The following is a 14,430-nucleotide window of genomic DNA, read 5'->3' on the forward strand; positions in this document are numbered from 1 at the left end:
CCCCTTCCCAGCGGCCCGACCGGCCGCGCCCCGAACCGAAAGAGGCCGGAGCATGACGATGACCCCCGAGCAGGCAACCTGGTTCTCCGGAGTCTTCGATCGTCTCGTCGGGAACATCGACCGGGTGCTGCTGGGAAAGACCCACGTGATCCGGCTGGCCCTGACCGCGCTGTTCAGCGAGGGCCACCTGCTGCTGGAGGACTTCCCGGGCACCGGCAAGACCTCCCTCGCCCGCGCCATCGCCGAGAGCGTGCGCGGGACGACCAACCGCGTCCAGTTCACCCCCGACCTGCTCCCGGGCGACATCACCGGCGTCAACATCTACGACCAGCGGAGCGGCGCCTTCGAGTTCCACCGCGGTCCGGTCTTCGCGAACATCGTGCTCGCCGACGAGATCAACCGCGCCAGCCCGAAGACGCAGTCCGCCCTCTTGGAGGTAATGGAGGAGCAGCAGGTCACCGTCGACGGCGTCCGGCACTCCGTCGGCGCACCGTTCATGGTGATCGCCACCCAGAACCCGATCGAGCAGGCCGGCACGTACCGGCTGCCGGAGGCACAGCTCGACCGCTTCCTGATGAAGGCGTCGATCGGCTACCCGGATCACGAGGCGACCCTGCGCATCCTCGAAGGGTCCGAGCGGCGCGCGCACGAGGTCGTCGTGCCGGAGGTCATCTCCGCCTCCACGGTCGTCGAGATGGCCACGATGGCGCGAGGCGTCCACGTCGACCCGACGATCAACGACTACGTCTCCCGGCTGGTCGAGGCCAGCCGCACGGCCGACGAGATCCGGCTCGGCGTGAGCGTGCGCGGAGCCCTCGCCCTGCTGCGCGCGGCGAAGACCATGGCGGCCGCCTCCGGCAGGTACTACGTCACGCCGGATGACGTGAAGGCCCTCGCCGAGCCCGTGCTCGCCCACCGGCTCGTGCTCGACCCCGAAGCCGAGTTCGAGGGCGTCAGCGCGTCCAGCCTCATCGGCCAGCTGCTCATCGAGACCCCGCCGCCGAGCGATCGGGCCGCCGTGTGACCACCGTCACCCGTTCGCAGACCGAGCTCACCAACGCGCGCGCCCGCATCGTCGGCGAGCGCGATGGTTTCCTGGCCGACGCGATCGTGTGGGTCGTCCGCACGTCGGCGACGGCCGGACGCGCGGTCGCGACCCTCGCCCGGCGGATCAGCGCGGTGGTCACCGCGCTCGGCTGGTCGATGCTGCTGCTGGCTGTTCTCGCGCTGACCGCGGGCTACGTCTTCGGCTGGGTGGAGGCGGTGGTCGCGGGATGGACGGCGTTGGCGCTGCTCGTCGTCGCCTCGGGCTACCTGATCGGCCGCACGGCGTACGACGTCGGGCTCTCGCTTCCGGCGAACCGGGTCGTCGTGGGCGATCGGGCGCCCGGCGAGGTCGCTGTGCGCAACACTCTGCGCCGCGGGCTCCCCGGTGTCCGTGTCGAGGTGCCCGTCGGGCAGGGACTCGCCGAGTTCGCCGCGCCGCCGCTCGCGTCGGGCGAGGAGCACACCGACGTGTTCGTCGTGCCGACCACCCGGCGCGGGATCGTGCCGATCGGCCCGGTGCGAACGGTCCGTGCCGACCCGATCGGGATGCTCCGTCGCGAGGTCGTCTGGGCCGACTCCCTCGACCTGTTCGTGCATCCACGCACCATCGCCATCCCGAGCATGAGCACAGGCTTCGTCCGCGACCTCGAAGGGTCGCCGACCCGCGATCTCACGGCCAGCGACATCGCCTTCCACGCGCTCCGCGAGTACGTCCCCGGGGACGAGCGCCGCTACATACACTGGAAGTCGACCGCCAAGACCGGCAGCTACATGGTGCGCCAGTTCGAGGAGACCCGGCGGAGCCACCTCCTCGTCGCGCTGAGCCTGTCGGCGGCCGACTACGCCACCGAGGAGGAGTTCGAGCTCGCCGTCAGCGTCACCGGTTCGCTCGGCGTCCGCGCCATGCAGGACTCGCGGACCGTCTCGGTCGTCGCCAGCGCGGAGACACCGGACTTCGCGAAGCGGATGGTGTTCAGCGCCCGGCAACTCAGCACGGTCAATCGCGGGCGGCTCCTCGACGACCTGTCCGGGGTGGAGACCGCTGAGTCCGCACTCCGGCTCCCCGAGCTTGCGCAGGTGGCCTCCGACGGCTCCGCAGGCATCTCGATCGCCTTCCTGATCTGCGGTTCCACGCCGACGGCGGCGCAGCTGCGGGCGGCCGCCGGACACTTCCCGCTCGGCGTCGACGTCGTCGCGATCGTCTGCGACGAGGGGGCGGTGCCGTCGATGCGCCGGGTCGCCGACCTCAGCGTGCTCACCATCGGCTACCTGGAGGACCTCCAGCGCAGCCTCGCGAAAAGGCTGGCGCTCTGATGCCCGCCCGCCGCTCCGCCGCCGTCCTGATCGACGTCCTCTTCGCGCTCGTCGCCGTCACACTCGGCGCGTTGTCGTTCTGGCCGGTCTACCAGTCGCCCGAGTTCGTCCTGATGCTGGCCGTGACGCTGCTGGCGGGAGCCGCGGTGGCGGCGCTGGGATGGGCGTTCCGCCTCCCGAGCATCGCCGTCGCCGGACTGATCGCGGTCGTCTACCTGGGGCTCGGCGTCCAGCTCGCGGTCCCGTCCGAGGCGACCGCCGGGGGGCTGCTGCCGACCGGTGCCGGATTCGTCGACCTGGTGCAGGGCACGTGGCTCAGCTGGAAGCAGCTGGTGACCATCAGCATCCCGGTCGGGTCGTATCAGGCGCTGCTGGTTCCCGCGTTCCTGCTGACGCTGGTGGCCACCGTCCTGACCGTCACCATCGCCCTGCGGTCGTCGCGGCCGGAGCTCGCGGCGCTCCCGCCTGCGCTGCTGTTCGTCGCCGGGATCGTGCTCGGATCCTCGGTGTCGTCACTGCCGCTCCCGCTGCTGTTCGCGCTGTTCGTCGTGCTGCTCTCGTGGCTGATCCGTTTCCGGCTGCAGCGGCGCGCCGCATCCATCCGATCGTTGCGCGAGCAGAGCGGGCTGCTGGTCGAGTCGCGGAGCGAGCGGCGATCGACCGCCCTGCTGACCACCGCGGGCGCGACCGTGATGCTCATCACCGCCGCTGCTGCGGGCATCGCGGCGGCGGCGTTCATCCCGCCGGCGGGCGCACGGCAGGTCGCCCGGACTGCGGTGGAGCAGCCGTTCGACCCGCGCGAGTATCCGAGCCCGCTGAGCGGCTTCCGCTCCTACTTCGAGCCCGACCGCGCGGATCAGGCCATGCTGACCGTGACGGGTCTCCCGGCCGACCGACGCCTGCGGATCGCGACCCTCGACACGTACGACGGCGTCACCTATGCGGTCGGGAGCGGTGACGAGACCAGCGCATCCGGCTCGTTCACCCGCGTCCCGTACCGCATCGACCAGGGCGCGACGAAGGGCAAGCGGACGACGACGAGTGTCGTCGTGCGCGACTACCGCGGGCCGTGGCTCCCGGGCAGCGGCCAGCTGGAGCAGGTCCGGTTCAGCGGCGATGACGCGCAACGCCTCGCCGGTGCGTTCTTCTACAACGACGTGACCGGGACGGGAGCGGTGACCACCGCGCTGCGAAGCGGCGACACCTACACCGAGGAGACGGTCGTCAAGCCGCAGCTGACGGCGGACCAGCTCGAGAAGGTCGAGCCGGGGACCGACTCCGTGCCGCGGCCGCGGGTCATCCCCGACGAGCTCGCGTCCGTGCTGCAGAAGTACACCGCCGGGGTCGACGGCGCCGGCGCCAAGCTGGCGGCGGCCCTGCGCGGGCTCGCGCAGGACGGCTACATCAGCCACGGCGTCGGACCGAAGGAGCCGGCAAGCCGGTCGGGGCACGGTGCCGACCGGATCACCGAGCTTCTGACCGACGTGCCCATGCTCGGCGACCAGGAGCAGTACGCGGTCACGGCCGCGCTCATGGCCCGCCAGCTCGGGTTCCCGGCGCGGGTCGTCGTCGGGTTCGTGGCGCCGAAGGACGCGACCGGCTCCAACGTGACCTTCGTGGGATCGGACATCTCCGCCTGGATCGAAGTGCAGACCACCTCCGGCTGGGTGACCGTCGATCCGACCCCGCCGCTCCGCCCCGTCCCGCCGAAGCAGCCCGATCAGCCGACGCAGATCTCCCGGCCGCAGACCAACGTGCAGCCGCCGGTCGACGAGAACCCGCAGCGCAACGACGAACCGCCGCAGGCCCAGGTCGACCCGTCCAACCAGCCGCAGCCGAACCCAGTTCTGGAGACGCTGCTGGCCGTGCTGATGATCGTCGGCTGGACGCTGCTCATCCTCGCGCTGGTCGCGTCGCCGTTCCTCGCGGTGCTCGCGGCCAAGTGGCGACGGAGGGCGCTGCGCCGATCGGCGCCGACGGCGCGCGAGCGCATCGTCGGCGGATGGCGCGAATTCGCCGACGCGGCCGTCGACCACGGCTACGAACCGCCGCCGGCCGCGACGCGTGTGGAGTTCGCGGACACCATCGGCGGATCGCGCGCGAACGCGCTCGCGAAGGTCGCCGACCGGGCGACGTTCAGCGGCGTCGCGCCGACGCCCGCAGAGGCCGAAACGGTCTGGAAGGCGGTCGACGAGCTCCGCTCGCAGCTCGCGAAGCGCGACACGCGCTGGAAGCGGCTGCTGGCTGCCGTCTCGCTGCGATCGCTCGGCTACCGTGGAAGACGGAACGGGAAGGGACGGGAACGATGAACTGTCGGGTGTGCGGAGCGGAGCTGGCCGAAGGCACGCTGTTCTGCCCGCTGTGCGGCAGCTCGGTCACGTCATCTCGGGTGCGCGCGCCCGAGCTCGCCGATCCGCGGCCGTCCGACACGTCGATCATCTCCGACCGCCTCGCCGAGTCGCGGCCGTCGCCCGCTGTCGCCGGACGCTTCCCGGAGGACGTCCTGCTGGATGAGGACGGCCTCCCGCCGACCCAGGCCATGACGATCGTGCCCGTGGAGGAGGCGCCTCCCGCGCACAAGCCGGCCCAACGGGCGTACACGCTCAGCTTCTCGACCGGCGATGTCGTGGAGGTGTCCGGCTCCGGTCTCATCGGCCGCCGCCCGATCACGCAGCCGGGGGAGCACGTCGACCAGCTCGTGGTCGTCTCGGACCCCGGCCGCAGCGTCTCGAAGACCCACCTCGAGTTCGGGCTCGAGGGCGACGAACTGTGGATCTGCGACCGCTACTCCGGCAACGGCACCATCGCGCATCCTCTCGGCGGCGTCGCGCGCCAGTGCGAGGCCGGCCGCCGCTACCGGGTCACCCGCGGCACCCGCGTCGAAATCGGCGACCACTGGTTCGACGTCTCCTGACCCAAGCCAACAGCTCCGGAGTTTTTCACCCCGACACGCGGTCCGCGGCGGGAAAAACTCCGGAGCTGTTGGCGAGGGAACGTACTCTGCGTCAGGCGAGGGCGTCGGCGACGGGGAGGGAGTCGAGGCCGTGCGCCGAGGCGACGCCCTCGTTCGTGACGCGACCGTCGTGGACGTTGAGGCCGAGCGCGAGGGAGGCATCCGCACGCAGCGCATCCTGCCAGCCGCGGTTCGCGATCGCCCGGGCGTAGGGGAGCGTCGCGTTCGTCAGCGCATACGTGGAGGTGTGGGGGACCGCACCCGGCATGTTCGCGACGCAGTAGAACAGCGACTGGTGCACCGTGAACGTCGGGTCCGCGTGCGTGGTCGGGTGCGAGTCCTCGAAGCAGCCGCCCTGGTCGACCGCGATGTCGACGAGCACGCTGCCCGCCTTCATCCGCGACACCATCTCGTTGGTGACGAGCTTCGGCGCCTTCGCACCGGGCACGAGCACCGAGCCGATGACGAGGTCGGAGGCGACGACCGCCTTGTCGATCTCGAAGCTGTTCGACGCGATCGTCTTGATCCGGCCCGCGTAGAGGGCGTCGAGCTCGCGTAGGCGCTGGATGTTGGTGTCGAGCACCGTGACCTCAGCCCCGAGGCCGACGGCGACCGAGATGGCGTTCGTGCCGGCCACGCCTCCGCCGAGGACGGTCACGATGGCCGGGTGCGTGCCCGGGACGCCGGGGACGAGCAGGCCGGGGCCGCCGTTGGGCTTCAGCATGGTGTTTGCGCCCACAATGGGCGCGAGGCGTCCGGCGACCTCGCTCATCGGGGCGAGCAGCGGCAGCGCGCGCGTCGGCAGCTGCACCGTCTCGTAGGCGATGGCGGTGACTCCGCCGTCGATCAGCGCGCGGGTCAGGGCTTCGTCCGCCGCGAGGTGGAGGTACGTGAAGAGCACGAGTCCCGGCCGGAAGTAGCCGTACTCGCTCTCGATCGGCTCCTTGACCTTGAGGATGAGGTCGCCGGCAGCCCAGGTGGCGGCGGCGTCCGGCAGGATGGTCGCGCCGGCTCCGGCGTACAGCTCGTCCGGGATCGACGACCCGACGCCTGCACCGGTCTCGACGAAGACCTCGTGACCGGCGCCGACCAGGTCGTGCACACCGGCGGGCGTGATCGCCACCCGGAACTCGTTGTTCTTGATCTCGCGGGGGATCGCGACCTTCATGGGGCTCCTTCGACACTTCGACGTGGTGGTTCGCTCTCACCATAGCGGGGTTCACGGAGGATTTCGACTGAATTCTGGATGAAGCGGTGCTGATTTCGCGGAGGGATGGCGTTCTCGCAGACGGTTTCCGCAGCGCGGGCGGGCTTGCCGACGGCTCGGAACATCCCGCTGTCGCGGCAGAACACTCCGTCTGCGGTTTCCCGGGCGATTCGACCGATCCGGCACGGATTTCGTAAAGATTGTGTTTCCGAATGGACCATCCGGCCCTTTTCTGATGCGGATCGCGACGGTTGTGTGTCAGGATCGGGTCCACCGCGACGGCACATCGGTGTGCCGCCGAAGCGCCGTCGCCCGTGGTCCGTGTTCGATCCCCCAAGGAGCACTCCAGTGAAACCGAGCAACCTTCCGCAAGACCCGATGATCCGCCAGCTCGTGCAGTCGGCCCGTGCGTCGCAGCTCACGCGACGCGGCCTCCTCGCCGGTGCGGGAGCCGGTGCTGCGGCCCTCGCCCTCGCCGCCTGCTCCACGGGCGGAGCGAGCGGAAAGCCCACCCCGGCCAAGGACGAGTCGGCCACCGACAAGTCGCTCACCTGGGCGAACTGGCAGGCGTACCTCGACCAGGACGACGCGGGCAAGTACCCGACCCTCGAGGCGTTCGAGAAGCAGAGCGGCCTCAAGGTCAAGTACGACGTGGCCGTCGACGACAACAACACGTACTACGCGAAGGTGAAGGACCAGCTCGCCCTCGGCAAGGACATCGGCGCCGACACCGTCTGTCTCACCGACTGGATGATCGCCCGCTGGATCCGTCTCGGCTACGTCCAGTCGTTCGACGAGTCCGCCATCCCGAACAAGAAGAACCTGGTGGCGAACCTCCAGGACGTCGACTTCGACCCCGGACGCAAGAAGTCCCTCCCGTGGCAGAGCGGCTTCGCCGGCATCTGCTGGAACAAGGAGAAGCTCCCCGCCGGCCTCAAGTCGGTGGACGACCTCTGGAAGTCGGACCTCAAGGGCAAGGTCGGCGTGCTCAGCGAGATGCGCGACACGATGGGCCTCATCCTGATGCAGCAGGGCGTCGACATCTCGAAGGACTTCAGCGACGCGGACTTCGAGAAGGGGATCGACACCATCACCAAGCAGGTGAGCAACGGCCAGATCCGCAACATCAAGGGCAACTCGTACCTCAACGACCTCAAATCCGGCGACACTCTCGCCGCGATCTGCTGGTCGGGCGACATCACCCAGCTGAACGCCGAGGCCGGCGACAACTGGCAGTTCGCCATCCCCGAGGCCGGCGGCACCCTGTGGAGCGACAACTTCGTCATTCCGATCGGATCGTCGCAGAAGGCGAACGCCGAGAAGCTGATCGACTACTACTACCAGCCGGAGGTGGCGGCCGAGGTCGCCGCTTGGGTGAACTACATCACCCCGGTCGAGGGGGCCAAGGAAGCGGCCACCAAGATCGACCCGGAGCTCGCCGACAACCAGCTGATCTTCCCCGATGAGGAGACACTGTCGAAGGTGAAGATCTTCCGGTCGCTCACCCCGGCCGAGGAGCAGAAGTACCAGGCAGCGTTCCAGAAAGTGATCCTGGGGGCCTGATGCCGAAGGGAGTTTTCGCCGAGTCCGGCGCCGACCTGCGCCTGGAGGGCATCAAGAAGAGGTTCCCGGGCTTCACCGCCATCGAGGAGCTCGACCTCACCATCCCCGCCGGCTCGTTCTTCGCACTGCTCGGGCCGAGTGGATGCGGCAAGACGACGACCCTGCGCCTGGTCGCCGGGCTGGAGGAGCCGACCGAGGGACGCATCCTCATCGGCGGTCAGGATGTGACCCGCACCAAGCCGTTCCAGCGCCCGGTGAACACGGTGTTCCAGAGCTACGCGCTGTTCCCGCACATGACGATCCTCGAGAACGTCGCATTCGGGCTGCGCCGCCGCCGCATCGGCGACCCGGTCGCGAAGGCGCACGAGGCGCTGCGGCTGGTCGAGCTCGACCACCTGGCGGCCCGTCGCCCCGCGCAGCTCTCCGGCGGCCAGCAGCAGCGCGTCGCCCTCGCCCGCGCTGTCGTGAACCGGCCGGCGCTGCTCCTGCTCGACGAGCCCCTCGGGGCGCTGGACCTGAAGCTCCGCCGCCAGATGCAGCTCGAGCTGAAGTCGATCCAGACCGAGGTCGGTCTGACCTTCGTGCACGTCACGCACGACCAGGAGGAGGCCATGACCATGGCCGACACGGTCGCGGTGATGAACAAGGGCCGCATCGAGCAGATGGGGTCGCCCGAGATCCTGTACGAGCTCCCGGCGACCGTGTTCGTCGCGAACTTCCTCGGCCAGTCCAACCTGTTCGCGGGTCCGGTGCAGGAGTCCGGCGGCGAGACGATCGGCGTCGACGTGGGCGGGGAGCGCATTCAGGTACCCCGGTCGCGGGCGCAGCGCACGAGCGGTTACGTCACGGTCGGCGTCCGCCCGGAGAAGCTGACGCTGCATGAGACGCCGGAGACCATCCCGTCCGGCGCCAACCGCCTCGGGCCCGGCCGCGTCACCGACGTGTCGTTCAGCGGCGTGAGCACGCAGTACCTCGTCGACGTGCCCGGCATCGGGACGATCGTGGTCTTCGCGCAGAACACCACCAGCGGACCCGTCGCCGCCCTCGGCGCCGAGGTCTGGGTGGCGTGGGACGCCGGACACACGTTCGTGCTCGCGGACGAGCCGCCCGCCGACGGCCGGTTCTCGGACGACGCCGACACGCAGGCGATCGCGGCGCAGGCGCGCGAGCGGATGCTGACGGAGCTGGAGGAGGCGTAGATGGCCCTCGCCGCATTCACGGGGGCGCAGCCGACGAAGGACCAGGAGCCCGCTGTGCGCCGCAAGAGCGGTATCGCGCTCGTCCTGCTCCTCCCCGGCGTCCTCTACCTCGTCCTGTTCTTCCTCACGCCGCTGATCTCGCTGATCATCACGTCGTTCCAGGCGCCGGTGGTCGACGGCGACATCGGGCAGTACCAGACGGCGTTCCAGTGGAGCAACTACACCGACTCGCTCGCCGAGTACTGGCCGCAGGTGCTGCGCTCGTTCGTGTACGCGCTGATCGCGACCGCGGCGGCGCTGCTGATCAGCTACCCGCTGGCGTACTTCATCGGCGTGAAGATGCGCGGTCGTCCGGTGGTGCAGAACCTGCTGATGACCCTCGTCATCGCGCCGTTCTTCATCAGCTTCCTGCTGCGGACGCTCGCCTGGAAAGCCATCCTCAGCGACGACGGCTGGATCGCCAGCTCGCTCAAGGCGGTGTCGATCCTGCCCCCGGATGCGCACATCACGGGCACGCCGTTCTCGGTGATCTTCGGTCTGACCTACAACTTCATCCCGTTCATGTGCCTCCCGCTGTACTCGACGCTCGAGCGGCTGGACATCCGGCTGCTCGAGGCGGGACAGGACCTGTACGCGAGCCCGTGGACGACGTTCCGCAAGGTGACGGTGCCGCTGTCGATGCCGGGCATCGTCTCCGGGACGCTGCTCACGTTCATCCCGGCGGCCGGCGACTACATCAACGCATCGCAGGACTTCCTCGGCGCCGCGGACACCTCGATGATCGGAAACGTCATCGAGAGCAACTTCCTGGTGCTGCAGAACTATCCGACAGCGGCGGCGATGTCCGTCGTGCTGATGGCCGTCATCTTGGTGATCGTCGGCGTGTACGTGCGACGGAGTGGAACGGAGGAGCTGCTGTGACCACGATGGCGACACCCACCGACACGAGCACCCCGCCCAGCGCCACCAAGGGCCGCCGACGGTACAAGGGGATCGGGCTCGGCGTCTACGCGTTCCTCGCGCTCGCGTTCCTGCTCATCCCGATCATCTACACCTTTGTGTTCTCGTTCAACGACGCGATCAAGAACAACATCGCGTGGCGCGGATTCACTCTCCGCAACTGGACGAACGTGTGCGACGCGGCCGGGATCTGCGACGCGTTCATGGCGAGCATCATCATCGGCATCATCTCGACCGTGGTCGCGACAGTGCTCGGCACGATGATCGCCATCGCGCTGATGCGCTACCGGTTCCGCTTCCGGTCGCAGACCAGCCTCCTGCTGTTCCTGCCGATGGCGAGCCCGGAGGTCGTGCTCGGTGCCGGACTCGCGGCGCAGTTCCTCAGCCTCGGCGTCAACAAGGGCTTCATGACGATCATCATCGCGCACGTGATGTTCTGCATCAGCTTCGTCGTGGTGACGGTCAAGGCGCGCGTCGCGTCGCTCGACCCGGCGCTGGAGGAGGCGGGGCGCGACCTGTACGGGTCGCCGAACGCCGTGTTCTGGCGGATCACGTTCCCGCTGCTCCTCCCGGGCATCGCGTCGGCGGCGCTGCTGTCGTTCTCGCTCAGCTTCGACGACTTCATCATCACGAACTTCAACGCCGGTGCGGTGACGACGTTCCCGATGTACATCTACATCGCGGCTTCTCGTGGCATCCCGGCCCAGGCGAACGTGATCGCGAGCGCCGTCTTCATCCTGACGATCCTCGTGGTGCTGATCTCGCAGCTGACCGCCGCCGCCCGAGCCAAGCGCCTGGCCCGCCAATAGCCCGCGATCCAAGCCAACAGCTCCTGAGTTTTTCGCCCGTGCACCGGCGTGTCGGGCGGAAAAACTCAGGAGCTGTTGGCGTGGGGTCAGGCGTAGGAGGCGCGGATGGCGCCGACGGGCTCGCCGCGGCCGAGGACGGCGAGGTCGAGCTTCGGAGCGACGCGGTCGACATCGTCGTGCGAGAGGGCGCCGGCGTCGGCGAGCAGACGCAGGGCGACGATGGATGCGGCCCGCAGGCTCCCGTCGAGCACCTTGAGCGTCACGGTCGTCCCGTCGGGCGCGGCCATGACCATGACGCCCTCCGCCCCACCCTTCGCGAAGACGCCGAGCTCGTCGATGACGACGGTGTTCGCGCGTCCCGGCCCGTCGATCGCCCAGCCGTCCGCGAGCACCGCGTTCTTCAGCAGCGCCGCGTTGCGGAACAGGGCGAACGGGGAGCCGTCCGACGCGGTCGCAATGCGCTGGATGCCGCGGGCGAGCGCGAGCGGCGACATGGCGTGCACCGGAGCCCCGCATCCATCGATCCCGGTCGCGACGACCTTCTCTCCGGTGAACCGCTCGACCGTGTCGCGGATGTGCTGCTGGATGGGATGCTGCGGATCGAGGTAGCTCTCGGTCGGCCAACCGTTCACCCGGCACGCGAGCAGCATCGCGGCGTGCTTGCCGGAGCAGTTCATGTACAGCGGGTGCTTGTGCTCCCCGGCGCGGACCAGTTCGTCGCGGGCGGCCGTGTCGAGCGGCCAGTCGGCGGGGCAGCGGAGCGCGTCCTCGGTGAGCTGCGCCTGCGCGAGCAGCTTGCGCACCACGGACAGGTGCGCCGGAGTGCCCGCGTGGCTGGCGGTGGCGAGCACGGCGCTCGCACCCTCCAGTGGAACACCCGCGCCCATGACGGCGACCGCCTGGAACGGCTTCATGCTCGAGCGCGGGAGGACCGGCCTGTCGGGAGCGCCGAGGGTGCGGACGATGTCGCCCTCAGGCCCGAGCACGACCGCCGATCCGGCATGCCGCGACTCGACGAATCCACTGCGCTCGACGACGGCGAGCTCGACGGCCTCAGCGGTGCTGAAGACCGCCGGCGTTCCTGCGTGCGGCTCGGCGCTCACAGCGTGGCGATGGCGTCGTCGATCACCGACACGGCGTCGGCGATGAGCTCGTCCGAGACGGCGAGGCTGGGCAGGAAGCGGAGGACGTTGCCCCAGGTTCCGGCGTTGAGGAACAGGATGCCCTGCTGCGCCGCCGCCTGGACGATCGCGTTGACGGCCTCGGGGTTGGGCTCCTTGGTCGTCTGCGCGGTGCCGGGCTTGACGAGCTCCACGGCGATCATCGCGCCGATGCCGCGGACGTCGCCGATGATGTCGTACTTCTGCTGCAGCTTCTCGAGCGCCGGCTTGAGCGCGTTCTCGATGCGGCGGCCCTCGGCGAGGAGGTCGTTGCGCTCGATGGTCTCGAAGACGGCGACGGCGGCCGCCGCGGCGACGGGGTTGCCGCCGAAGGTTCCGCCGAGCCCGCCCGGCTGCGCGGAGTCCATGATCTCGGCGCGGCCGGTGACGGCGGCGAGCGGCAGACCACCGGCGATGCCCTTCGCGCTGAGGACCAGGTCAGGGACGACGCCGAAGTGCTCGCTGGCGTAGAAGGCGCCGGTGCGCGCCATCCCGCTCTGGATCTCATCGGCGATGAAGACGACGCCGTTGGCGGTGCACCACTCCTGCAGGGCGGCGAGGTAGCCGTCGGCGGGGACGATGAAGCCGCCCTCGCCCTGGATCGGCTCGGCGACGAGGCAGGCCAGGTCGGACGCGCCGACGACCTTCTCGAGATACGCGATCGTCCGCGCGGCCGCCTCGGCGCCGCTGAGACCATCGCGGTAGGGGTACGAGTTCGGCGCGTGGTAAACGTCGCCGGCGAACGGGCCGAAGCCGGTCGCGTACGGCATGGCCTTGTAGTTCATGGCCATCGTGAGGTTGGTGCGGCCGTGGTACGCGTGGTCGAGGACCGCGACGGCGCGACGACCGGTGAACTTGCGCGCGATCTTCACGCCGTTCTCGACGGCCTCGGCGCCGGAGTTGACCAGCACGGTCTTCTTCGCGTGGTCGCCGGGGGTGTGCTCGGCCAGGAGCTCGGCGACGCGCACGTACTCCTCGTACGGCGTGATCGTGAACAGCGTGTGGATGACATCCTGCAGCTGCCCCGCCGCGGCCTCCACGACCGCGGTCTCGGTGTGGCCCACGGTGGTGACCCCGATGCCGGCGCCGAAGTCGACGAACTGGTTGCCGTCCACGTCCACGAGGATGGCGCCGTTGGCGCGCGCGATGTAGATCGGCAGGGCCGAGGAGACGCCGGTCGGCACGACGGCCAGGCGTCGCTCGTGCAGTTCCTGCGACTTGGGGCCGGGTACGGCCGTGACGATGCGGCGTTCTTGTGGAACGGAGAAGACGGGCGCGGGGGTGCTCACGGTGTCAGTCATGGTCATTCGAGTCTAGCGGCGGTGCGAGAATCGAAGCATGAAGCTCGAGCACGCGTACGCGATCGACCTGCAGTGGACCGGCAACCGCGGGACGGGCACCAGCGGCTACAAGGACTACGGGCGCGACCACGTCGTGAGCGCCGAGGGCAAGCTCCCCATCGAGGGCTCGGCCGACCGCGTGTTCTTCGGCGACCGCGACCGCTGGAACCCGGAGGAACTGCTCCTCGCGGCGCTCGCGCAGTGCCACATGCTGAGCTATCTCGCCGAGGCTGCGGGCGCCGGACTCGTCGTCGTGGGCTACACGGACGCCGCGACGGGCACCATGCAGCAGACGGGAAACGGGGGTGGCCACTTCACCGAGGTCACGCTTCACCCGCGGGTGACGATCGCCGACCCCGCTCAGGCCGAGCTGGCCGCGTCCCTGCACCGCCCCGCCTCCGAGAAGTGCTTCATCGCCGCGAGCGTGAACTTCCCCGTCCACCACGTCCCCGAAACCCTCACCCTCGCCTGACTCGCGCCTGACCCGCCCGCCGTCGAGTCCGCAAATTTTGCACACGACACGCGGGTGTGCCGTGCAAAGTTTGCGGACTCGACGGCGGGGTGAGCGGAGCGATGGAAGGGACGGGGAGGGTCAGGCGCGGCCGAAGCGCGGAGCGGCGGAGGGCGCCGGGACGGGAGGGGTCGGCGTGACGGACTGCGGCGGCTCGGCGGCCGCCCAGCGCTGGATCGCGGCGCGCCAGCGCTCGTCGCGCGTGAGCGGCGGCGGCTGGACGACGCCCGAGTCGCGCTGCGCCCGCAGCAGGGCCTCCTCGCGCTGGCGTTCGGCGAGTTCGGCGACGGAGATGGACCAGAAGAACAGCGGATGCATGATAACCACCTATCTGCGTTGACAGGTTACAGGCTACCGTAACCCTCTA

The 14,430-nt window shown here is 69.6% G+C and carries 13 protein-coding genes; 9 read left to right on the forward strand and 4 right to left on the reverse strand.

Annotation, left to right across the window (positions count from 1 at the left end; translation table 11 throughout):
* The first annotated feature begins 52 nt into the window (after nucleotides 1–52).
* From J2Y42_RS12930 to J2Y42_RS12945, 4 genes are read left to right on the forward strand one after another with little or no spacing between them, the layout of a single operon-like run.
* Nucleotides 53–1,024, forward strand: a complete 972-nt coding sequence (locus tag J2Y42_RS12930; RefSeq protein WP_309859247.1) for a MoxR family ATPase — start codon at nucleotides 53–55, stop codon at nucleotides 1,022–1,024.
* Nucleotides 1,021–2,361 (forward strand): DUF58 domain-containing protein, encoded by a 1,341-nt coding sequence (locus J2Y42_RS12935; RefSeq protein WP_309859250.1) that lies wholly within the window; start codon nucleotides 1,021–1,023, stop codon nucleotides 2,359–2,361. Before J2Y42_RS12930 ends, J2Y42_RS12935 begins: the two co-directional genes overlap by 4 nt.
* Nucleotides 2,361–4,670 (forward strand): transglutaminase-like domain-containing protein, encoded by a 2,310-nt coding sequence (locus tag J2Y42_RS12940; RefSeq protein WP_309859253.1) that lies wholly within the window; start codon nucleotides 2,361–2,363, stop codon nucleotides 4,668–4,670. The genes J2Y42_RS12935 and J2Y42_RS12940 overlap by 1 nt, the downstream gene beginning before the upstream one ends.
* On the forward strand, nucleotides 4,667–5,275 hold the full coding sequence (locus tag J2Y42_RS12945) for a zinc-ribbon domain-containing protein (protein WP_309859256.1): 609 nt from the start codon (nucleotides 4,667–4,669) through the stop codon (nucleotides 5,273–5,275). The genes J2Y42_RS12940 and J2Y42_RS12945 overlap by 4 nt, the downstream gene beginning before the upstream one ends.
* A gap of 91 nt (nucleotides 5,276–5,366) precedes the next feature.
* Here J2Y42_RS12945 and ald read toward each other — a convergent pair whose 3' ends face one another.
* Nucleotides 5,367–6,482: an alanine dehydrogenase gene (gene ald / locus J2Y42_RS12950; RefSeq protein ID WP_309859258.1), complete on the reverse strand. Its 1,116-nt coding sequence runs from the start codon at nucleotides 6,480–6,482 to the stop codon at nucleotides 5,367–5,369.
* A gap of 387 nt (nucleotides 6,483–6,869) precedes the next feature.
* Between ald and J2Y42_RS12955 the strand changes: the two genes are divergently transcribed.
* Genes J2Y42_RS12955 through J2Y42_RS12970 form a run of 4 tightly spaced genes read left to right on the forward strand, consistent with a single transcriptional unit; the run spans nucleotide 6,870 to nucleotide 11,052 of the window.
* Nucleotides 6,870–8,084 carry a spermidine/putrescine ABC transporter substrate-binding protein gene (locus tag J2Y42_RS12955; RefSeq protein WP_309859260.1) on the forward strand — a complete coding sequence of 405 codons (1,215 nt, stop codon included), beginning with the start codon at nucleotides 6,870–6,872 and terminating at the stop codon, nucleotides 8,082–8,084.
* Nucleotides 8,084–9,283 carry an ABC transporter ATP-binding protein gene (locus tag J2Y42_RS12960; RefSeq protein WP_309859262.1) on the forward strand — a complete coding sequence of 400 codons (1,200 nt, stop codon included), beginning with the start codon at nucleotides 8,084–8,086 and terminating at the stop codon, nucleotides 9,281–9,283. The genes J2Y42_RS12955 and J2Y42_RS12960 overlap by 1 nt, the downstream gene beginning before the upstream one ends.
* Entirely contained in the window at nucleotides 9,284–10,204 is a 921-nt protein-coding gene (locus tag J2Y42_RS12965; RefSeq protein ID WP_309859265.1) for an ABC transporter permease, read from the forward strand.
* Nucleotides 10,201–11,052, forward strand: coding sequence for an ABC transporter permease (locus tag J2Y42_RS12970; protein ID WP_018190863.1), 852 nt, complete (start codon nucleotides 10,201–10,203; stop codon nucleotides 11,050–11,052). The genes J2Y42_RS12965 and J2Y42_RS12970 overlap by 4 nt, the downstream gene beginning before the upstream one ends.
* Nucleotides 11,053–11,138: 86 nt before the next feature.
* On the opposite strand, the gene J2Y42_RS12975 is transcribed toward J2Y42_RS12970, so the two are convergent.
* Both J2Y42_RS12975 and gabT read right to left on the reverse strand, forming a co-directional pair.
* Nucleotides 11,139–12,155, reverse strand: coding sequence for an asparaginase (locus J2Y42_RS12975; protein ID WP_309859269.1), 1,017 nt, complete (start codon nucleotides 12,153–12,155; stop codon nucleotides 11,139–11,141).
* Nucleotides 12,152–13,513: a 4-aminobutyrate--2-oxoglutarate transaminase gene (gabT, locus tag J2Y42_RS12980; protein WP_309859272.1), complete on the reverse strand. Its 1,362-nt coding sequence runs from the start codon at nucleotides 13,511–13,513 to the stop codon at nucleotides 12,152–12,154. Before gabT ends, J2Y42_RS12975 begins: the two co-directional genes overlap by 4 nt.
* A gap of 37 nt (nucleotides 13,514–13,550) precedes the next feature.
* Here gabT and J2Y42_RS12985 point away from each other — a divergent pair, with 37 nt between their 5' ends.
* Complete coding sequence (locus tag J2Y42_RS12985; RefSeq protein WP_309859275.1) at nucleotides 13,551–14,024, forward strand: OsmC family protein; 474 nt, start codon at nucleotides 13,551–13,553, stop codon at nucleotides 14,022–14,024.
* A gap of 120 nt (nucleotides 14,025–14,144) precedes the next feature.
* Here the strand turns inward: J2Y42_RS12985 and J2Y42_RS12990 are convergent, their stop codons facing one another.
* Complete coding sequence (locus tag J2Y42_RS12990) at nucleotides 14,145–14,381, reverse strand: hypothetical protein (RefSeq protein ID WP_309859278.1); 237 nt, start codon at nucleotides 14,379–14,381, stop codon at nucleotides 14,145–14,147.
* Between the last annotated feature and the right edge of the window lie 49 nt (nucleotides 14,382–14,430).

Origin of the sequence: Leifsonia sp. 1010 (assembly GCF_031455295.1) — a bacterium.
Taxonomy (GTDB): domain Bacteria; phylum Actinomycetota; class Actinomycetes; order Actinomycetales; family Microbacteriaceae; genus Leifsonia.